22 protein-coding genes are annotated in these 20975 nt (G+C 40.3%); 8 read left to right on the plus strand and 14 right to left on the minus strand.

The window, feature by feature from the left end; genetic code table 11:
• Positions 1-23: 23 nt before the first annotated feature.
• Both HUJ22_RS03280 and HUJ22_RS03285 read right to left on the minus strand, forming a co-directional pair.
• Positions 24-941, minus strand: coding sequence for a tyrosine recombinase XerC (locus HUJ22_RS03280; RefSeq protein WP_290873755.1), 918 nt, complete (start codon positions 939-941; stop codon positions 24-26).
• A gap of 70 nt (positions 942-1011) precedes the next feature.
• A complete protein-coding gene (locus tag HUJ22_RS03285; RefSeq protein ID WP_290873758.1) occupies positions 1012-2160 on the minus strand; it encodes a glycosyltransferase in 1149 nt (382 codons plus the stop codon).
• A 59-nt stretch (positions 2161-2219) separates the two neighbouring features.
• On the opposite strand from HUJ22_RS03285, the gene HUJ22_RS03290 reads away from it, so the two are divergent.
• Positions 2220-3287 (plus strand): hypothetical protein, encoded by a 1068-nt coding sequence (locus HUJ22_RS03290; protein ID WP_290873760.1) that lies wholly within the window; start codon positions 2220-2222, stop codon positions 3285-3287.
• A 15-nt stretch (positions 3288-3302) separates the two neighbouring features.
• On the opposite strand, the gene HUJ22_RS03295 is transcribed toward HUJ22_RS03290, so the two are convergent.
• Positions 3303-3968, minus strand: a complete 666-nt coding sequence (locus tag HUJ22_RS03295; RefSeq protein WP_290873764.1) for a lysophospholipid acyltransferase family protein — start codon at positions 3966-3968, stop codon at positions 3303-3305.
• Between the two features lie 52 nt (positions 3969-4020).
• Between HUJ22_RS03295 and HUJ22_RS03300 the strand changes: the two genes are divergently transcribed.
• From HUJ22_RS03300 to HUJ22_RS03315, 4 genes are all read left to right on the plus strand, one after another.
• On the plus strand, positions 4021-4680 hold the full coding sequence (locus HUJ22_RS03300) for a class I SAM-dependent methyltransferase (protein ID WP_290873767.1): 660 nt from the start codon (positions 4021-4023) through the stop codon (positions 4678-4680).
• A 49-nt stretch (positions 4681-4729) separates the two neighbouring features.
• On the plus strand, positions 4730-5218 hold the full coding sequence (locus HUJ22_RS03305) for a protease complex subunit PrcB family protein (protein ID WP_290873770.1): 489 nt from the start codon (positions 4730-4732) through the stop codon (positions 5216-5218).
• A 134-nt stretch (positions 5219-5352) separates the two neighbouring features.
• Entirely contained in the window at positions 5353-6240 is an 888-nt protein-coding gene (locus HUJ22_RS03310) for a hypothetical protein (protein ID WP_290873772.1), read from the plus strand.
• A gap of 121 nt (positions 6241-6361) precedes the next feature.
• Positions 6362-7528 (plus strand): glycosyltransferase family 4 protein, encoded by a 1167-nt coding sequence (locus HUJ22_RS03315; RefSeq protein WP_290873775.1) that lies wholly within the window; start codon positions 6362-6364, stop codon positions 7526-7528.
• Positions 7529-7575: 47 nt separating this feature from the next.
• On the opposite strand, the gene HUJ22_RS03320 is transcribed toward HUJ22_RS03315, so the two are convergent.
• Entirely contained in the window at positions 7576-8721 is a 1146-nt protein-coding gene (locus HUJ22_RS03320; protein WP_290873778.1) for a class I SAM-dependent RNA methyltransferase, read from the minus strand.
• Between the two features lie 90 nt (positions 8722-8811).
• Entirely contained in the window at positions 8812-9243 is a 432-nt protein-coding gene (locus tag HUJ22_RS03325) for a peptidylprolyl isomerase (protein WP_290873781.1), read from the minus strand.
• A gap of 87 nt (positions 9244-9330) precedes the next feature.
• On the opposite strand from HUJ22_RS03325, the gene HUJ22_RS03330 reads away from it, so the two are divergent.
• Positions 9331-9759: a CoA-binding protein gene (locus tag HUJ22_RS03330; protein ID WP_290873784.1), complete on the plus strand. Its 429-nt coding sequence runs from the start codon at positions 9331-9333 to the stop codon at positions 9757-9759.
• A gap of 81 nt (positions 9760-9840) precedes the next feature.
• Here the strand turns inward: HUJ22_RS03330 and HUJ22_RS03335 are convergent, their stop codons facing one another.
• Together HUJ22_RS03335 and HUJ22_RS03340 are read right to left on the minus strand one after the other, a co-directional pair.
• Positions 9841-10329, minus strand: coding sequence for a YajQ family cyclic di-GMP-binding protein (locus HUJ22_RS03335; RefSeq protein WP_290873787.1), 489 nt, complete (start codon positions 10327-10329; stop codon positions 9841-9843).
• Positions 10330-10463: 134 nt separating this feature from the next.
• Entirely contained in the window at positions 10464-11168 is a 705-nt protein-coding gene (locus HUJ22_RS03340) for a hypothetical protein (protein WP_290873791.1), read from the minus strand.
• Between the two features lie 45 nt (positions 11169-11213).
• Here HUJ22_RS03340 and HUJ22_RS03345 point away from each other — a divergent pair, with 45 nt between their 5' ends.
• Positions 11214-11540 (plus strand): DUF971 domain-containing protein, encoded by a 327-nt coding sequence (locus HUJ22_RS03345; protein ID WP_290873795.1) that lies wholly within the window; start codon positions 11214-11216, stop codon positions 11538-11540.
• A 66-nt stretch (positions 11541-11606) separates the two neighbouring features.
• On the opposite strand, the gene HUJ22_RS03350 is transcribed toward HUJ22_RS03345, so the two are convergent.
• Positions 11607-12722: an aromatic ring-hydroxylating dioxygenase subunit alpha gene (locus HUJ22_RS03350; RefSeq protein ID WP_290873798.1), complete on the minus strand. Its 1116-nt coding sequence runs from the start codon at positions 12720-12722 to the stop codon at positions 11607-11609.
• 77 nt (positions 12723-12799) lie between these two features.
• Here HUJ22_RS03350 and HUJ22_RS03355 point away from each other — a divergent pair, with 77 nt between their 5' ends.
• Positions 12800-13819 (plus strand): Fe(3+) ABC transporter substrate-binding protein, encoded by a 1020-nt coding sequence (locus HUJ22_RS03355; RefSeq protein WP_290873804.1) that lies wholly within the window; start codon positions 12800-12802, stop codon positions 13817-13819.
• 124 nt (positions 13820-13943) lie between these two features.
• Here HUJ22_RS03355 and HUJ22_RS03360 read toward each other — a convergent pair whose 3' ends face one another.
• The 6 genes from HUJ22_RS03360 to HUJ22_RS03385 are packed head-to-tail and all read right to left on the minus strand — an operon-like array spanning position 13944 to position 20919.
• Positions 13944-15638: an iron ABC transporter permease gene (locus tag HUJ22_RS03360; protein ID WP_290873807.1), complete on the minus strand. Its 1695-nt coding sequence runs from the start codon at positions 15636-15638 to the stop codon at positions 13944-13946.
• Between the two features lie 33 nt (positions 15639-15671).
• On the minus strand, positions 15672-17111 hold the full coding sequence (locus HUJ22_RS03365) for an NAD(P)/FAD-dependent oxidoreductase (RefSeq protein ID WP_290873810.1): 1440 nt from the start codon (positions 17109-17111) through the stop codon (positions 15672-15674).
• A 1-nt stretch (position 17112) separates the two neighbouring features.
• Positions 17113-18777, minus strand: coding sequence for a S8 family serine peptidase (locus HUJ22_RS03370; RefSeq protein WP_290873814.1), 1665 nt, complete (start codon positions 18775-18777; stop codon positions 17113-17115).
• 51 nt (positions 18778-18828) lie between these two features.
• A complete protein-coding gene (locus HUJ22_RS03375; protein WP_290873817.1) occupies positions 18829-19962 on the minus strand; it encodes a DUF445 family protein in 1134 nt (377 codons plus the stop codon).
• 33 nt (positions 19963-19995) lie between these two features.
• Positions 19996-20454 (minus strand): rRNA maturation RNase YbeY, encoded by a 459-nt coding sequence (ybeY, locus tag HUJ22_RS03380; RefSeq protein WP_290873822.1) that lies wholly within the window; start codon positions 20452-20454, stop codon positions 19996-19998.
• Positions 20455-20472: 18 nt separating this feature from the next.
• Positions 20473-20919 (minus strand): hypothetical protein, encoded by a 447-nt coding sequence (locus tag HUJ22_RS03385; RefSeq protein WP_290873825.1) that lies wholly within the window; start codon positions 20917-20919, stop codon positions 20473-20475.
• Between the last annotated feature and the right edge of the window lie 56 nt (positions 20920-20975).

Consider the following 20975-nt stretch of genomic DNA (forward strand, 5'->3'; position numbering starts at 1 on the left):
TCCTTAATTGTAGTGTATATTAATTATGTTTTAGCTCGTGGATGGGCTTGCTCGTACACATTTTTCAATCTCTCAATACTTGTGTGTGTATAAACCTGCGTTGCGGCAAGGTTTGCGTGTCCCAAAAACTCTTTAATGATTCGAATGTCCGCTCCGTTGTCCAGCATATGCGTGGCAAAACTGTGCCGTAATACGTGTGGGCTTTTTTGCGTGACCTCACTCGTTTTCTTTAAATACTTTTCTACCATATATCTTACTGCTCTGTCGTACATGCGTTGGCCACTGGCTGCAATAAATAAAGCTTTTCGGGCATCTCCGTCTGTTCGTTCTCCGTATAACTCAGTTCTTTTATCCCTGAATTGCTTCAGTATGTCAGCCACTGCTTTACCTAATGGAATAATGCGCTGTTTATTGCCTTTACCTTTTACAGTTACCTGATTTTGTTTTAAATCAATATCGGTAAGGTTTAACCCTGTTAACTCGCTTAGGCGCATTCCGGTTCCATAAAACAGTTCCAGGATTGCCCGGTCTTGTAAACCTCGGAGGGTGGTGATGTCTACAGCGTCCATCATACGGTTTATATCTTCCACAGTGGCTGTTTTAGGCAGGGTTTGTTCTTTCCTGGGCACTACCAGCAGGTGAGCCGGATTTTTTTCTATGTGTCCCCGCTTAAAACAGTATTTGAAAAAAGAGCGGAGCGCAGCAACCTTACGTGCTATGGAAGCTTTTGCTAACCCCTGTTCCGATAAATCGCCGAGCCACAACCGGATCGTTAGTCTGCTTATTAATGAAATCTCCATTTTTTCCATTTCAATTTCTTCCAGAGAGGAGGTGAAATTGAGGAAAGATTCCAAGTCGTTGCGGTAGGAGATGATTGTATGCTTCGAAGCATTTCGTTCTACACTTAGGTATTTCAGGTATTTCTCGATCAATGCTTTCATACGGCTCAAATATGTCTATGAATCTACAAAAAAGAAAACTAATAATAATGAATTCAGGATGAATTCATGTTTAAACTTCCCGTCCTTTCCAGTATGCCTTCTTACCTGAATAATGATCCCATAAACAACGTGCGGCAAGTATTTCATACCACAAAATAGTAATTGGCTGTAAGAAGCTCATTATTGGATTCCAGCCAAATTTAAAATCAAGCATCCAGCGCTGCACTAAAATAACGGCTACAAGCAGACCTGCAAATAATTGCTGTCCGGAGTTCCCTGTAAACAGAATGTAAAATGGGAGTACATATACAATAAATTGCAAGACCGTCATAGTGAGGAATAGGGAAGTGTTCTTCCCAAATCCGGCAAAGAAATTTTTACGAAGCCCTTCAAAAATTTCTTTATGAGACTGATACATTCTGCAATTGACGGTACCGACTCCATCATACATGCTTAACATCAGTCCATGGTTCTTGATTACTTTTGAGAGTTCAACATCTTCTACAACTTCCTTTTTTACGGAAGTATGCCCTCCGATTTTATTATAAGCTTCTTTGTTGAAGGCTAAAAACTGTCCACACGCAGCTGCGAACTTAGAACTCATTTTCTTGTGCAGGGATTTTGGCAGCCATTTTGGGACTTTTTCTACATATCTAGCGGGTAATAAACTGTAGAGACCGTAGTAAACCATGGGGATAATTAGTTTTTCCCAAAATGTTTTTAGCTTTTGCTTAGGCCAAACTGTTATCACATCTGATTTCTGTAACGCATTTACAGCCTTTGAGATAGCGGACTCTTCCAGCCAAACGTCCGCATCAATAAATATCAAATAATCTCCATTGGCGTGATTGCTTAGTTGATGACATGCCCATGGTTTTCCTAACCATTCATCCGGCTTCTCATTTCCATTTAGGTGATGCAAATTGTTGATGATTCCGGATAGTTTTTCCAGAATTACAGGCGTATCATCCGTAGAATTATCATCCAGCACCAGAACCTCAAAGTTGGGATAGTCTTGCTTTAGGGCAGAGGTTACACATGTTTCAATTACCTTTTCTTCATTTCTGGCTGGAATGCAAATACTGACTAAGGGAGCACTTTTTCTGCTTCCCGAAAATGGCTGGAATTCCGACAAAGAACGAAATTCAAACCAATTACGTGTAAATACTGCAATTGTGAATGTGAGATAGCCCGCGGCAATATATAATAGTAGGTCCATTGAACGAAAGTTAGCAAACAGAACGTTGCCGTTCAGTATCAGTATTACGTTATTTAATTATGAATATATCTACAGATTTTACTCAAGTTTCACCTGATACCGGCAAGCCGGAATCAGGCTATGAATGGTGGTATTTTGATGGAATGAGTGCGGACGGGAAATATGGTTTTTCAGTTATTTTTTATCAGAATAACCCATTTTCTACCAGAAAGATAAAGGAATTAGAGAATGGTTCAATAAACCACAAATCTTATCCTGCCGTCAGTATTTCTTTGTATGAGAACAATAAGACGATCTATTATAGTTTCCTTGAATTTGAGGAAAGTGATTACGAGTGGAGAGAGGGGGAGTTGATGCTCACTATAGGGCGGGATTCATTCAGCTATTCTATTTCAGGGGACACAGTGAATATTGAAATAATGCTAAATCAACAGTTAGCATCAGGGCATAAAATCCGGGGAACTATTTCAGGGAGTGGATGCTTAACTGCATCAAATTTAATACAATCTATGGATGAAGACCGGCACCTGTGGAATTTGATACTGCCATCTATGAACCTGGAGGCTGATATTGATTTATACGGAAGGCGGGGGGAGGAACGGGTTCATTTTCATGGGAAAGGCTATCATGACCATAACACAGGGTTTGAACCCATGAAGGAAAGTTTCAAGGATTGGTATTGGGGCAGATACCACTTTGAGGATTTTACATTGGTGTATTACTTGATGCAAAAACATGATGCCTCACAATTTGAAGGCTGGCTTATTGATAAAAAAAATCAGTCCGTTTTGGAGCATTTGACGGAAATTAATTTGGACTATTATACCCGAAATTGGTTTGGCTTGAATTCAGCACGAAAAATAGAGATAATAGAAGATCAGGTAACTGTAAATATTCAATATAGTAATAAGATTGACGACGGCCCTTTTTATCAGCGTTTTATTGGTAATTCTATAATTAACTATAATGGTCAAGTTCATGCAGCTCAAGGAATTTCGGAGTATTTACGTCCTAAACGAATATATAAAAAGTCGTTTTGGCCTTTAGTGCATATGAGGCTTCGTTATGTTGGGGAGAAGCCGCATTGGGTGCAAAAATCAGCCTTAATGTATCCCTGGACATGGTAACCTAAATAATTAAGGCTAAAACTGAGGCTTGAAACCTTCATCAGTGAAACCTGCAACTTCCCTCAGCGACAGTAAATTTTGATGAATATCTCTTTGAAATAATTCTGTTAATATATTTCTGCCCAAAGAGTTATTATGATTAACTGATTTTCCTATTGATAAATACAGCTCCGGTTTGCTGCTTCGAAGAAAATGGGAGTAAATAGCGATTGGCACAAAGTCTGCATCCTTGCAATTTGTATAAAGCCAGGCGAGCCCTTGTTTGAAATCCGGCTCTGAATTTGATGCCGGGGTAATCTTCCCTTCGGGATAAATAAATAAACTGGCATTATCTCTTTTCATTGATTCCAGGGCATATCTGAGAGAAGACAGGGAGGATTTAGGATTATCCAAGTCAATTGAGAAAGCTCCTATTTTACTGAAGAAGGTATATTGACGCATTTGCTTGTCTTCCATCAGAGCCCGGGCGTTTTGGTGCAGAAAGTTTCGATTCAGATACAAAGGGATCAATCCATCCCACCACAGATTATGGTTCAGGAAATAAATGGTTTTTGATTGCGGAGCCGGCTGATATTCTTGTTTTACCCAGACTTGCTTAAATCTGCGTTTTAAAGACCATCTGGTGTAATGATCAAAAAACCAGATGAAAAAAGAGGATTCGTCGGCGGGGATGATATTCACTTTGTTCTTTTTTTATTGGTGATAATAGGGTCTTGTACCTTATCTTTCAATCATGAAGAAGCACAGAGACACGCCTTTCGTTCAAATTACGGATCAAGATGTAGAACAATATGCGCTTGAAATGACCTCAGCTGAGTCTGAGCAAATTAAAGAGCTGGTAGCCTTGTCTGACCAAGAGTTAGAATTTATCGACATGCTGAGCGGAAATTTAGTGGGGCAAATGTTGAAGATGCTTATCAAGCTCAGCGGTGCTAAGCGTGTGTTGGAAATAGGTACTTTTACCGGATATTCGGCACTGATGATGGCCGAGGCATTGCCAGGTGAAGGGCAGGTGATCACTATTGAAATGAATTTGAGATACCAGGAACTGGCTGAAAAGCATTTTGAGAGATTTGATGCTGAGGATAAAATCCGGCTTTTAAAAGGAAACGCCCGGGAGTTAATGGATGAATTGGAGGGGGAGTTTGATTTGGTTTTCCTGGATGCCGATAAAATTAGTTATCCGCTTTATTTTGAAAAATCTATTGCAAAACTGAAGTCAGGAGGGATGTTAATAGTGGATAACGTGCTTTGGAATGGAACGGTTTTACATCCTGATGATGAAAAAGCTGCAGCATTGAATCAATTCAATAAAATGGTGGCTGATGATCTGCGAGTTGAGCAGGTTTTGTTACCGGTTAGAGATGGACTTTCTCTGATAAGGAAAAAATAATCTGAGCCTTAATTTGTTTATATTATAACTGTAAATTAAAAAAAGGATCATGAGAACTTTGGTACTGATTTTATTAATGACGGCAACCGTAGGTATGGCTTGTTCACAAGTTCCGGGGTTTAACGGGTATCTTATGGAAGAAATGGAAGAAATAGAATCTGGTTACTTTTCAAATTATCCGGAGTCGGGTGAAATTCAAAAGAAAATTGAAAATCAATTAGTGTTTGAAGAAGAATGGAAGCTGGTCCATGAAGGAATGAGTCCAATCCCGGAAGTTCCAAAGATAAATTTTAATACCCGTGATGTAATCTTGTTGATGCTGGAAACCAAGCCTACAGGCGGATTCGGAATTGACAATTTCGAAATTTATGAAAATGATAATCAGATTGGAGTCAGGTATTCAGAAGTTCATCCGGGGGATGGGTGCGGTACCATCCAGGCACTTACACGTCCTTATAAAATTGTATCTATTCCTAAAACAGAGAAGGATATCCTGTTCCAGAAAGAGGAAACTGTTATAAATGACTGCAATGATTAATTACGGGTGTTTGATTATTCTTTCTATAGGAAGCATTTTTCGGTAAAGCTTATCTGAATTAGATCATGACTCAGATGAGTTTTTTAAAAGAGGTACATTCATTAATTCGGTCTTAAAATAATTGAGGAGGGTGTATGAAGGAATCAAAGTGTGCATTTCTATTGGCTGTGCTTGCAATGGCAGCGATTTTATTTAATACAACTGTTTATGCTCAGAATGTATCTGATCAACCGGTCAAATATAGAATAGTCACCACAGATGGGAATACCTTTATTGGCACTTTGGTTTCTGAGAATGATGATGAGGTGGTTATTCAGACTGAGAAGCTGGGAAGGATTACCATTAGCAGAGCAGATATTAAGTCTATGGAAGAAATTAATCCGGCTGATTTAAGGAATGGAGAGTATTGGCATGAAAACCCAAACAGTACGCGATATTTGTTTGCTACAAATGCTCTTGGTCTTAGAAAGGGAGAAGGTTACTACCAGAACACCTGGGTCTTTTTCAATAATGTGAATTATGGGGTTAGCAACAATGTTTCTTTAGGGGGAGGTTTGATTCCAACTTTTCTTTTTGGAGACAATTATATCCCGATATGGTTTATGCCTAAGGTATCAATTCCGATTTCAAGTGAATCTTTTCATATAGCTGCAGGCGGCCTTTTTGGAGGAATAGTTGGGGAGGATAATGCCGGTTTTGGCCTTGCTTATAGTGTAGCAACAATAGGTAATCGAGATAATAATTTATCATTTGGTCTGGGCTATGGATATGCTGACGGTAATTGGGCGGATATCCCTTTGCTCAACCTGAGTGGAATGTACAGAATGAGTAAGAATACCTATCTGATAACTGAAAATTATTTTGTAACTGCGGATGGCAGAAGTGCCGGATTGTTATCTGTGGCTTTTCGGTGGGCGCCTGAGAATTTTGCCGTAGACTTTGGGCTTATCCGTCCTACTGATATTGGTGGGGATTATATAGGAGTTCCGTGGTTGGGAATCGCCATACCTATTGGTCGATAAAGTTGCCAATTTATTGCGATCTTAAGGCAAAACGAATTCAATATCATCAGAGATGGCTTTAAAGGTGCTAGTTATTGGTAAGGTTTGGCCGGAACCAGATTCTTCTGCAGCAGGATCCAGAATGATTCAGTTGATCGATGTTCTAGGGGCCGAACATTGGGATATTACTTTTGCTTCAGCAGCTTCACCAAGTTCTTATTCAGTAGATTTGGATGAACTTGGAGTGGCATCAACATCACTAAAACTTAACGATTCCTCTTTTAATACATTTGTTACGGATTTGGCTCCGGACCTGATCATCTTTGATCGGTTCATGACCGAAGAACAATTTGGATGGCGTGTTGCTGAACATTGCCCGGATGCTTTGAGGATATTAGATACGGAAGATCTGCACTGCCTCAGGCATGCAAGGCATCAAGCCTGGAAGGGCGGGCGGGAGTTTAGTGAGGCTGATGTATTGAATGACCACGCTAAAAGAGAAATAGCAAGTATTCTTCGATGTGACCTTTCTTTGATGATCTCCGGCTACGAAATGGATATTCTGAAACGCATCTTTAAAGTTAATGAGAGCTTACTCTTACACCTTCCATTTTTACTTGATAAGCTATCAAAAAAACAATTAAATTATTGGACTCCATGGGGTAATCGCAATCACTTTATATCTATTGGGAACTTCCTGCACGAGCCAAACTGGAACGCGGTTTTATATTTAAAGGAAGAAATATGGCCGCTGATTCGTCAGCAATTACCCGAAGCTGAGTTGCATATTTACGGAGCATATCCCTCGCAAAAAGTAGAACAACTGCACAACCAAAATGAAGGATTTATGATAAAGGGGAGAGCCGGTGACGCCAAAGAAGTGGTTGGAAGTGCGCGGGTATTATTAGCTCCATTGCGTTTTGGTGCCGGACTAAAAGGCAAACTTGTCGAAGCCATGCAATGCGGAACCCCAAGTGTAACCACGGAAATCGGAGCGGAGTCTATGCACAGAGACTTGCCCTGGCCGGGATTCATAGAGAATAACTCAAATTCTTTTGCTGAAAAAGCGGTAGCATTATACGAGGATGAAAAGAAATGGAAGGAAGCTCAGGAAGCCGGAATTCCAATCATCAATCAAGTATATCCAAAAAGGGAATTGGGAGAGAAGTTGATTCGTAAAATAGATCAATTACGAAACACGCTGAAAACCCATAGAAAACAGAATTTTATCGGGGAGATCTTGCAGCATCACACCGCTGCAAGTACAAAGTATATGAGCAAATGGATAGAGGCGAAGAACGATCGCTGATCGCGCTGATTTCACTGATGTTTTGATTTTATCAGCGAAATCTGTGATCAGTAGAGCTCATATTCCAACAACCGGGCATCAATGGTAGAATTATAGAATTCGATACGTTGATTTGTTCTTAACCCGATTTTCTTGGCAAGATCAAAATTCCCTGTGAACACATAGCCCCAGTAGCCGGTCGCTTCTTGTTTGAAGAAATCGCCAATTCCTTCGTAGGTAGGCTCCAGGTCTTTTTCATTCCCAATGCGGTCTCCGTAAGGAGGGTTCAGCATAATCACCCCGGTTTTATCTGAAGGGATTTCAGTTTCTTTAAAATCACATTTCTTGATTTCAATCAAATGATCCACTCCGGCCGTACGGGCATTTTTCCGGGTAGCATTTACCGCTCGCACATCATGGTCGGTTGCAATGATTCTTCCTTCAAAATCTTTCTCAGACTTATTCTTCAAATCTGTACGTAAATCGTTCCAGCGCTCTTCATCAAAGCCAAGTATATGCTTGATGCCGTAGTTGGGACGAAGCAAGCCCGGGGCTTTATTAAGGGCCTGTAGCGCAGCTTCAATGGCAATGGTTCCGCTGCCGCACATAGGATTGATAAAATGTTGTCCGGGTTTCCATTTGCTTGCTAATATCAGCGAAGCAGCCAGAGTTTCTTGCATGGGAGCAACACTGGTTTCTGTTCTATAACCACGTCGCGAGATAGATTCGCCGGAAGTATCCAAATAGATTTGGGCTCGGTCATTTTTCCAAAAAATGAAGACTACGGTTTTGTTCAAATTCGACCCGGAATCCGGACGGGTGCCCGTTTTTTGGCGAATGCGATCTACAATGGCATCTTTGGCTTTAAGGTTCGCAAATTGTGTATTTGTAACACTCCGGGTTTTGATGAAGGAGGTAACGCTTACATATCCGTGTTTGTCGATATAGTCTTCCCATGGAATTTTTATCAGCTCATTGTATAGCTCTTCACCGTTTTTTGGCCTGCAGTCTTTAAGCATAAAATGCACACGATGAGCAGTTCTTAAACTCAGATTTAGCATCATACAGTCATTCAACGTGCCTTTGGTTTCAATCCCTGCCAGCCGTTCTTTGATAATAGGAAATCCAAGATCCGATAATTCTTGCCTTAAAAGGGGAGTGATTCGCTTGGGACAGGTAATAGAAATAGTGCTTGTTTGGGTAAAATCAGCCATGAGTGGATTTTGTATTCAAAATAAAAAGATATAAAAAATGGAGTCCTCCTTGCGAAGAACTCCACGGTTAAATTCGATAGAAGTCGGAAATCAGTTTACGATTTCAACTAATTCGATATCAAAGGTCAGGTCTTTGCCTGCAAGTGGATGGTTGGCATCAATAATGATGTTTTCCTCTTCTACTTTAGTAATCTGAACCGGAACGGGTTGTCCGTTTGGTTGATTCAATTGAAGCTGCATGCCTACCTGAGGCTCTATATCTTCAGGAAGCTGACTTTTTTCGATTGTAACTTCTAAATCTTCTCTGCGATCGCCATAAGCATCGGCAGATTCAATACTTGCTGTGGTTTTATCTCCAACTTCTAAACCAACTACAGCTTTTTCAAAACCGGGAATCAATTTTCCTTCTCCCAGTGTTACTTCAAGTGGATCTCTTGATTCAGAAGTATCAAAAACTGATCCGTCTTCTAATTTTCCAGTGTAGTGGACTTTTACGGTGTCACCGTCTTTTACTTTAGACAAAATAAATCTTGTTTTAATTGTGAATATATTGTTCTTACAAAGATACGTAATATTCAACACTTTTGAGGATTGTAAACACCTATTAACATGATCAGCGATAACAAAGACATTCAGCAGGTATTAAAACAGTCAAAAACAGTGGCAATGATTGGCTGTTCACCCAATGTGTACCGTACAAGCAATTATGCCGCCAGGTTTTTAAAGGAGAGAGGGTATCGTGTGATCCCGGTGAATCCGCAGGCAGAGGATATTTACGGCGAAAAAAGCTACGATAAATTAACCGATATCCCTCAGGATGTGCATATTGATATCGTCAATGTATTTCGAAATTCGGAATTCTCAGCTGAGGCTGCTCAAGATGTAGCCGACTGGAAAGAAAAAACTGGTCAAAATCCGGTAATCTGGACACAGCTTGATGTTTCATCCCCTGAAGCTGAAAGGATTGCTGAAGAAAACAACCTGCAGTACATCAAAAACCGCTGTATTATGGTAGAATGGGATAGGAATTTTAAATAAGATAATGAGAGTTGAAAGTTGATAGAGTGAAAGATATATTTTCAGCACTTATCACCCTATCAACTTTCAACTCTCAAATAGCTACTTCATATTCACAAACTGCAAAGGCACACCCATATCTTTCGATTTCAGATGTTTTATGACAGCCTGTAAGTCATCGATTTTTTTCCCATCTACCCGAACCTGATCATCCTGAATCTGAGGCTGTACTTTCACTTTCATAGCTTTAATTTCCTTTACGATCTTTTTAGCCGTTTCCCGGTCAATCCCTTCCTTGAGCATTACGTCCATCTTTAGGTGCCCCTGAGAAGTTCCTTTCGGATCTTTAAAATCAAGTACTTTGGCACTGATGCCGCGCTTAATGAAATTCTTAATCAGCATATCCTTGACCGCTTCCAATTTCATGCTCTCAGCTGCAACCAGATGAATACGATTCTCCTTTTTGTGGAATTCAACTTCTGTGTGAAGTCCGCGGAAGTCATAACGCGTGTTAATTTCTTTTAGGGTATTGTTGATAGCATTATCAACTTCTTGCGCATCAACTTTATTTACAATATCAAATGAAGCCATGGGGAATTCAAATTTTAAGATTTAAAATAAGTTATCTGATTGGGCTTAGGATAAAAATTATATAAGTGATGAAGTGACTACTGATAAAGTAAGTTGAATAAAACTACTTTATAACTTTATCACTTTATCACTCTTCACTCTAATTCTTCATATTCATCAAATTCGTCTTTTTCCAACTTCTCGGCAATCTTTTCGGAAAGGATTTTCTCTACAAACAGCTCGTCTTCGTCAGGAATCATAGTTTTAAAAGAACGAATTTTACCATCCAGTTTATATTCGATTTCAATCACGCCCTCCGCAAACCAGGAATAGGTGAAAAAATCATCCCAGCTTATCTTTCGATCCAATAGTATCAAGCCTTTTGTTCGAAGCTCAGGAACTAACCTTATGGTAAAGCTGTAAGCACCAATTGCAATAATGGATAATCCTGAGGTAACTCGGATAGGAGTGAATGGGAGGTCAGAAAATAAGGAAGTTCGTTGAATACCAAACAAGATAATTCCAATGGCTACTATATTCGGAAAAATGTCTGTCCAAAATGATCGATTCACATACAGGATTTCGCCGCTATCGCTTTTTTGTTTGAATTGCTGATAAGCAGCCCCGATAAAAAAGCCAAATAAAGAGGCATAGACATTGGCCATAACGGCTCCTGCAACAGCTTCGGGGAAATAACCAATGCGATGCATCCATTGCAAAATCAGGAATAGTATTACTACACAAAGCAGTGTGATTGACAAATTTCGTGGAGTAATTTGATCAATATATAGAAGTCGTTTGTAGCCAAGCCAAATACTTAGGATTGTTATAATAAAAGCTGAAACAACTATCCAGATCATTGGTTAATTTTGGTTAAATTTTTAAAAGGGATAAATTATTTTTTGATGGATAAATCAACTACGCCCACCGGCATTGAAGTTAGCAATAAAGATCAGGTTCTGGAAATTTTATGGGACGATGGCCACACCTCGGTATATCCACTTTACGGACTTCGGGTGAATTGTCCTTGTGTAACCTGCAGGGGAGGGCACGGCAGCATGGGCGATTTTGAACCGGAAGCTTTTTTCGAAGAAAATCCATCCCGAATTGAGATTCGAAATATTGAACAAGTTGGAAATCACGCCATAAAAATTACATGGGGGGATGGCCATAACTCCGGAATGTACCAGTGGGAAACCCTGCGGTGGCTGGACCCGGAAAATCATAAGTAACGAATGAAAAAGTGATAGAGTGATAAAGTGATGAAATAATTCGAATAAGATTACTTCATTACTTTATTACTCGTTACTCATTATCTCAGTATATTTTTTAAATTCCTGCTTCAACAGGTTTTGAAAATGATAAACTCCCAGTTCTCTTTTTACAGAGAAACGCCCCTGATCATAAACTTTGGACTGGAGGCCTTGCTGTACCGCTTCGCAAATTTCAATGTCTTCTTCCTGGATTTTATCACTGTAAGCTATGTCTTCTTCAATTACGCCTGATTTCACTTTGGCGTCCAAATTATCATAGAAATAGCTGAAGAGTACTCTGCATTTAGTAGGAGAAACAGGGATAACGAGATTTATTTGAAGTCGCCCCGGCAAAATGTTGAGCATCATATTGGGGAAAACAAAATAGTAAAATGCTTCGCCGCCTTCATTAGAGTAAAAACTTTTCCCACCCTTAATAGGGCTGTGTTGCAATGAATACCATTCCTCCGTTTCGGTTATATAAGAACGATAATCCAATAAATTTGCGAGCTCGGGATGTACAATGGGGATATGGTACCCCTCCAGGAAATTATCTACATACACCTTCCAGTTGCAGTCAATATCATAAGTTAGTTCGCTATGATGTTGCAGGTCGCTTAAATTTAAAGGTGAGATTCTATCTTCTATATCATGCAAAATATTTTCCAGGCTGAGCTTGCTCTTTTGAACTCTTGCAAAAATTAAGCCTTGCCAAATATCAATCTCAATCGGGTCCAGCCCAAAATCTTTTTTGTCAAAAAGCTCAACAAGATTCCAGTCAGGAACTCCCCGAAGGGAGCCGTCATCCAAATACGTCCACCCGTGATATTGGCACTGAATCACCGTTTTGGTTCCCTTCTTAATGGCCAGCGGTCCGCCACGGTGCTTACAAACATTATAAAACGCCTTGATTTCATTCTTTATGTCCCGGAAAACAATAATAGGATTGCCGGCGACTTCGGTTGTGTAGGAATCACCGCTATTGGGTATTTGGTTAACATGACATATATACTTCCAGTGATTTGGAAAGAGGTGTTCCAGTTCAAGTGAAAATACATCAGTATGATGATACCAAAGGGAAGGAATGGTTTTAGCTTTTTCAATGGGAATTATTTCCAAATCTTCGGGGGGAAATAAATTTTTATAAGTTTTATTATTCATTAATTTAGAACTAATCTAAATAAAGTTATATTTTCTATCTGTTAACAAATTGAAAGTTTCACAAACCAATTGTATCAATGAAATCTAATCTGTTGTTACTCATTGCATTTGCAATGATTTTTGTTTCCTGTTCCAACCAAGAAGAAGTAAACGTTTATTCTGCCCGGCATTATGATACCGATCAGGAATTATATTCAGAGTTTACTGAAAAAACCGGCATAAAAGTAAACCTTATTGAAGGCGGATCTGACGAACTTATTGAAAGAGTACGCAGCGAAGGCCTCAATTCTCCGGCTGATGTACTTATTACCGTAGATGCCGGTCGATTATGGAGGGCAGAAGAAGCCGACATACTTCAACCGTTTGAATCAGAGACACTGGAAGAACGAGTACCTGCTGAGTTTCGGCATCCTGACGGGCTCTGGGTTGGGCTTTCCAAGCGTGTAAGGGGTATCGTAGTAAATCCTGAAGCGGTGGAAAATTATGAAGAACTGACCTATGAAGACCTGGCGGATCCACGTTTTGAGGGCCGTGTTTGTGTACGTTCTTCCAATAATATTTATAACCAGTCTTTAGTGGCATCTATGATTGAAACGATTGGTGCCGAGGCAACAGAAGAATGGGCGGAAGGATTGGTAGCTAATTTCGCCCGTGATCCACAGGGAGGAGACCGGGATCAAATTCGTGCCGTTGCTGTAGGGGCATGTGATGTGGCCATTTCCAATCACTACTACTTAGCAGTTATGATGACCGGAGAGGATGAAGCCGATCTTGAAGCCGCTTCAAAAGTTGAATTTGTTTTCCCAAATCAGGGTGAAGATGGGCGCGGAGCTCATATTAATGTAAGTGGAGCCGGAATTCTTAAAAATTCACCCAATAAAGATAATGCGGTTCGTTTTTTGGAATACTTAACCACTCCTGAAGCACAGAAGCATTTCATCAGCGGAAACAATGAGTATCCCGTGAATGATGAAGCTGAAATCGCGGAAGTACTTCAACAATTTGGGGAATTCAAAAGTGATGCAGTAAATGTATCAGCATTAGGAAGAAATAACCCGGAAGCTATTCAGATCATGGACAGAGCCGGTTGGAAATAGACTGACGAACATCCAACATTGAACAAGGAACATTAAATTTCGAAGTTATTAATTTCGGAATTTGGTGTTCCTTTTTTGTTGATATCCAAAAAATATTTCCAAGTTATCAATGAAATATAAATCTCTATTGAGTTTCTGATTTTCGTGACTTGGCAATAGTTCGGCTAATGATGATCACCGGAATAATACCTACTAAAACTATCATTAAAGCTGCCCCGGCTGATTCTGCCAACCTTTCATCGGATGCATATCTATATACCTGAACGGCTAAGGTATCAAAATTAAATGGCCGTACGATAAGTGTTGCAGGCAATTCTTTCATGACATCGACAAACACCAATAAACCCGCCGTTAATAGTCCTCCGGACATCATTGGAATATGTATGCTGCGAAGGACTTTGGAAAACCGATAACCCATTCCACGAGCCGCTTCATCCATGTTTGGAGTGATTTTTTCCATGCTTGCTTCAACTCCACCAAATGAAACAGACAAGAAACGAACCAAATAGGCGAATACCATCGCGAAAATGGTACCACTGAGCAGAAGCCCGCTTGAAAACCCAAACTGATCCCTGAAGAAAGAATCCAAGGAGTTATCAAAAAAACCAAACGGGATAAGAACTCCAACAGCTATTACGGAACCGGGAATTGCGTATCCAAGAGAACTGATTCTATTAAAGAATTTTACTGATTTTGTAGGATTCAGCCGTGCTGAATAAGCCATGATTAAAGCAAGTAATACAGCTAAAAATCCGGTTAGAGCGGATACTGTAAATGAATTGAACGAGAGCTCTATAAACTTAAAATTCAGGTGATGGATATTTGAAAAAAACATTTCCAATAACAGAATAACAGGCAGTAAAAAACCTACCAAAACAGGAATAAAGCAAGCAGTAAAAGCAAACCACGCCTTATGACCTTTTAAATGAAACCGGTTAAGCCTTTTAAACCGGGATGAGTTGGATTTTTCATTACTGATCTTTTTCCGGGACCATCGTTCAAGCACTAATAGAACAACAATGAACGCTAAAAGGAATGCGGCAAGTTGGGCTGCAGCCGGTCGCTCACCCAGCCCAAACCATGTTCGATATATGCCCGTTGTAAAAGTTTGAACACCAAAATATTCCACTGTGCCAAAATCATTCAGTGTCTCCATTAATGCGAGTGCCAATCCGGCTGCTATTCCGGGACGGGCTACTGGTAAGGCAACTTTAAAAAAGCTTTGCCAGGTGGAGTATCCCATGATCCGGCTGGCTTCCAGCAAACTGGTCGATTGTTCCAAAAAAGAGGATCGGGCGAGCATATAAACATAAGGGTAAAAAGCCAGCGACATGATAATTATAGCACCCTCAATGGAACGGATATTTGGAAACCAATAATCCCCAAGACTTAAACCAAATATATTGCGAATGGCCGTTTGCATAGGACCTGCAATATCCAGGAAGTCTGTGTAAATGTAGGCCATTAAATATGCCGGAATTGCAAAGGGAAGAATAGAAGCCCACTCAAAAACACGCCGTCCGGGGAAGTCGGTCATAGTTATCAACCAGGCTGATGAAACCCCAAGTACGATAACTCCAAACGATACTCCAAAAATCAACAGGACCGAGTTTAAGATGTAGTCGTCTAAAACTGTATTTGCAAGATGTCTCCAAACCTCACCGGCTGGGGTAAAAATGGAAAAAATAACCGTCAAAATGGGGATTGAAATAAGCACGGCTATAGCCATACTTAAGAAAGTCCATTTTGGTGATTTCTGCTGGTTCTTGGACGAACCCGGTCTTAAATTTTGAATAGTTGTATGCAGTGCTTTAAGCATGCCGTAAGATAAGCTTCTGTGACTTTAAGTTTCTCAAGAAACCCCAAATTCATGTTTCAATACCGATTGTGCTGCATGGTAACCGCTCATGCCATGAACCCCGCCGCCCGGTGGAGTAGAGGAGGAACAAATATATAAACCTTCTGCCGGAATTTTATAGGGGTCCCATTTAAATACGGGGCGGCCAAAAAGCTGCCTGGCAAATTGTGCACCTCCATTAATGTCGCCTCCAATATAATTGGCGTTATAATTTTGCATATCAATGGTATTCATAATGCTTTTACTGATAATAGTGTCACGAAATCCGGGTGCAAACCGTTCAATCTGGTTTTCAATGATCTCTGTCATGTCCTTTTCCGAACCATTGGGTACGTGACAATATGCCCAAAGAACATGTTTGCCTTTTGGAGCCCGGGTTTCATCAAATATGCTGGGCTGAGATACTAATACATAAGGTTTTTCATGGTGTTCACCTTTCCATGCTGCCTCTTCACTTTCAGCTATTTCTTCAAAAGTACCACCTAAGTGTAATGATCCGGCTTTTTTACACACTTCATTTTGCCAAGGCACCGGTTCAGATAATGCCCAGTCTATTTTAAAAGCCCCCGGGCCGTACTTATAATTTTGCAGGGCTTCTTTATATTTTCGAGGGAGCTTTTCCCCGGCTATTTTGGCGATTTGATGAGGCGTGAGATCAAATAAAACAATTTTTGAAGGGGGAATATCAGCTAATGTCTTTATTTCATGATCCGTCTCAATGTTACCGCCCATAGTTTTAAACAAATTACCAAGCGCGTTTGTAATGGAAGCAGAACCGCCTTTCGCCACCGGCCAGCCAACCGCATGTGCCGAACCTCCTATAAGCAATCCAAATGAAGCTGTAAAAGCTTTGTTAAGGGGAATAATGCTATGGGCAGCACACCCCGCAAATAAGGCTCTTGCTTCCGGACGCCGGAATAAAGAATTGATCAAAAGTTTAGCTGAAAATAATCCATACCATCCAAAACGGGCCATCAATAACGGATGACCGGGAATGCGGAGGGTTCCGAAAATATCCTCAGAAAGATAGTCCCAGTGATCTACAAACTCTTGAAATAGACGGTGATAAGGTTTCCCGTCTTCTCCTAAATGTTCCATAGTTTTTTCGAGAGAGCGATGGGCGGCTATAGCTTTACCATCATCTAAAGGGTGAGCATAAGGCAATTCAGGGTGAATAAATTCCAGCCCATGTTTTTCAAGATTCAATGTATTAAAGAAGGGGGAACCGGCGGCTGTGGGGTGAACCGCAGAACATACATCATGAAAAAAGCCGGGTTCTGTAAGTTCCATGGTACGGGTACCACCACCAATCGTGGATTTTGCCTCTAATACAAGAACATTCAGTCCTTCCTGAGCGAGCCGTACCGCCGCGCTTAAACCATTAGGGCCTGAACCCACGACAACTGCATCATATTCGTTTCCAAAGGTGGTCAAATTAGTTTTGATTTGTTTTTTCAGCGGCCAGTTTTAAGGCTTTATAGGCATTAATAATCCCACCTGTCCGGGAAAGGTCTGAAAAGGGGATGGGGTCCCTGGTTCCAGGTTTATATACTATCTGATTTACTTCGGTAACCGTTTCTATAATAATTTCCTTTACTTCCGTTACAGATAGTTCCGGATAATACGACATAATTAATGCTGCAACCCCGGCTACCACGGGAGAAGCCATGCTGGTGCCACTATTTTTCTGGTATTCATTATCAGGATAAGTAGAATAAACATCTACCCCCGGGGCAAATAAATCCACATTTGATTTGCCATAATTGCTAAACCCGGCAGCCAGTGTTGAGTCGGATTGCCAGGAGGATGCCCCTACACTTAGATAATTAACTGCCTGCCCACCATTGTTATAAAAGCGAGAGGGATAGGAATCGGTACTGTCAATATTGTCACTTCCATTTCCTGCCCCGGAAATCATCAATACACCCATACTGTCCGCTAATTGAATGGCCGCATCCACATATTCTTTTTGGGGAGAATAGCCTTTCCCAAAACTCATGTTAATAACCTTAGCTCCATTTTCTGCAGCATAGCGGATGGAATTAGCAACGTCTTTATCCCGTTCGTCGCCGTCCGGCACAGTCCGGAGAATCATGAGTTCAATATTATCTGCAATACCCACTGCTCCTAAATTGTTTTCGCGAATAGCACCTACAATTCCGGCAACGTGCGTACCATGATCACTCCCCGGGCCAATAACATCATTATTACCATAGATTCGATTATCCAGATTTTCATAATTATCGCCTACAATATCGCGCGGATCAAATTCAGGATTTAGCCCATATTCAGCCAACCCGCTTACATGTTCGTAATACTTTTCCAGTTCCTTCAGATCTGCTTCTGTTGCTCCGTTTCCAATAAGGTAAGCCATGATCTGTTTAGCCTGCTGTTCCTGTTGATTTTCTTCTCCGGTGAGTTCTAATTGCTCCATACTAACTGAATCAATATTGGCAATATCAAGAGTTTGCTTTGCAAATTGGATAGCTTGCCGGGTTTGTCCAACCTGAGTAAGTTCCTGCTGATTTTGCTGAACTCTTCGTTCAAAAGCTTCTTTAATTTCAAGATAATATTCGTATTCATCTTGATTTTCAGCAGATACGGAATCTTCTTCTAATCCCTCAAACTTCTTGCTGAGTTTGGCATATAGCCGGGTCACTTCATAGGTGTCCTTATTTACATGACTTCCGTCCGGTCCGCCGATAAAATTCCATCCATGGATATCATCAACATATCCATTTCCGTCATCATCAATATTATTACCCGGAATTTCATCTTCATTAACCCATATTTTTTTAGAGAGATCCTCATGTTCGATATCCGTACCGGAGTCAATAATGGCTACGATTATTTTTTCTTTAGGAGATTTGTTGTTTAGTAATTCACTATAGGCTTTTTCTACTCCGGTGCCGTAAAAAGGATTAGGGCTGGGAGGAGTGAGGTGCCATGTTTCGGTAGCCGTAACTTCAGCCATTTCGGAAGTTTCATTATTCGCCTCCGTTTCCATTGATTCGGTTTCAGTAGCAGTTTTAGTACCTGCACAACTCACTGAAAAAATGACTAAGAAGAGTATTGTAAAGAGCTTTGAAAAAGAGTTCATGAAATTAATTGTATTGAGAGTTTAGTGGAATATAATTAAAGCCCGAAAGTATTATTTTTTAAATGTAAGGATTAATATATCTGCAGAGATGGTAAATCCAATAATTAACGTCAAAAGGACAATACTGGCAACCGGTTCCCAAATAATAAATCCTCCAAAAGTACCTAGTACAGCTCCCAAATACTGAATGTATTGAAGCTGATCGTTACTGGCATTTTTAATTAGATTTTCAAGTTTCTTCTCATCGTATTGACGTAAGTTATCCTCGACCAGGGCGTGTACATCCAATTGATTGATAAGTTTATACAACAGGTTAGTTACCATTTCCTCAATTACTGAGCCATGTTCGTCCAGTTTATTGGGGAGATTATCCAGAAATACATCCATTCTGTTAAGTCCGTTCTCGATACCGGTAGGTAGTTTTACAAGAGCACTTTCAACCAAGTCTTGAATTTCCTGTCCTTTCAAAAAACTGTAAGCTTTCAGGGCTACTTTTTCGAAAGAATTTTCTTCAATGGCCTCATCAATTTGTTCAATAAGTTTTTTAGCTATAGATGAACGAACCTCGGGATCGGCTATCATCTCATCTACATAACTCACTACCAACTCTTTTAGGTTTTCTCTGAATTCCGGATCATCAATAATAGTTTTCACGTAAACTGTTGCTTTTTCCCGATATTTGGCGATGGCCTGCGAATCGTGAATTTTTTGTTTGATGATTTCCGGATTGATCAGGTCTTCTGCCACGGCACTTGCAAGGCGGTAGGCAATTCTGTCTTTTTGGGCGGGAATCAAACCCTGACCTAAGATAGGGCGGCGCTGGGTAGGGCGGAATAACATTGTAATGGCCAGCCAGTTCGTCAAAAAACCAATTAATCCGCTTATACTAACGATGCGAAGTAAGCCGTCAAAAGAAAAATAGAGCCCGAAAATGGTCGTATTCATTCCGTTAAAATCCCAGAAAAATGAAATCCCGAACACTATTAAGAGCAGGTATGGGATAACAAAAAGCATATTCATCAGCCATCGATGATCCATGGTTTTTTTTGGGGGAATGGCCGGAATGGCAGCTTTTTCATCAGAAACGGCATGTTTATCCACTTGGGTGCGAATCAGAGTCCAGAACCTGATGCCGTATTGCTTGCTGCGCTCTTTAATGATATTTGTATTATCGTCTTTATTCATTCACTTTTTGTGAAAGATGTACGCAAATGCGAGCTATTTGTTGTTATCTGCTAAAGCTAAATATTTATTTTCAAGCTCCGTCATTTTAGCTTTATCATTTTCTTCAGAATCTTGGTATCCGATTAAATGGAGTAGGCCATGGATGAAAATTCTTTGGAACTCACGTTCTACCGGTTCTTTGAATTCAGCAGATTGTTCAATAATGCGCGGTGCGCAACAAAAAAGGGTGCCCTCAATAGCCGTATTGTCTCCTGATTCCAACCCATCGTCATACCTAAAAGTAATTATATCAGTTACATAATACCGATTCAGGTGTTCCTTATTAATTCTGACGATTTCCTGTTCATCTACATAAACCAACTCAATTCCCGAAAATGCAGCGTTTTCATTTTTGGCCAGTTTATCTAAGATAGTAGTTGCTTTAACTTGCTTTAGCGGAATTTTTTCATCGCTTTCATTAAAGATTTGAAGGATGGGGGATTCACTGCTCAAAGCGGGAGGAATTAGAATTTAGAATGAAAAGTCATCGTCCATTGACTCCGTAAGGGAAAGGGCTATACCGCACATCATCAAATCTTCCGGAAGTTGGGTAAAATCACCGCTGAGAATAGTATGATCCACATTGGCATATAAACTGCAGCCCGCAGTTTTTTCAACGATTAAACCGGAAGTTTTCTCGCCCGACTTTCCAAAAAAGGTGACCTGCTGAAGCATCTCGCTGGCTACAAAAGCAGTGCAGTTATGAAGTTGCAAAAATGTATTATAGGCATAAACTGAAACCATATTCATTTGCTCGCCATTTACATCCAGACCTAAGTGTATTTCGAGTGCAAGTCTTCGGGGTTCTTCCTCATTTTTTACTTCAAAGCGAAACACATCGTTACCTAAAGGTTTTGCTGTAGTTCCAAGAACCTTACCGATGGCCTCTATATTTTCTTTAGTAAATTGATGAATCATAGTTTGTTGATTTGTGTATCCAAATATACGGCACCAAGCTATAAGTTTAAATGATA

Origin of the sequence: Gracilimonas sp. (genome assembly GCF_014762685.1) — a bacterium.
Classification (GTDB): Bacteria; Bacteroidota; Rhodothermia; order Balneolales; family Balneolaceae; genus Gracilimonas.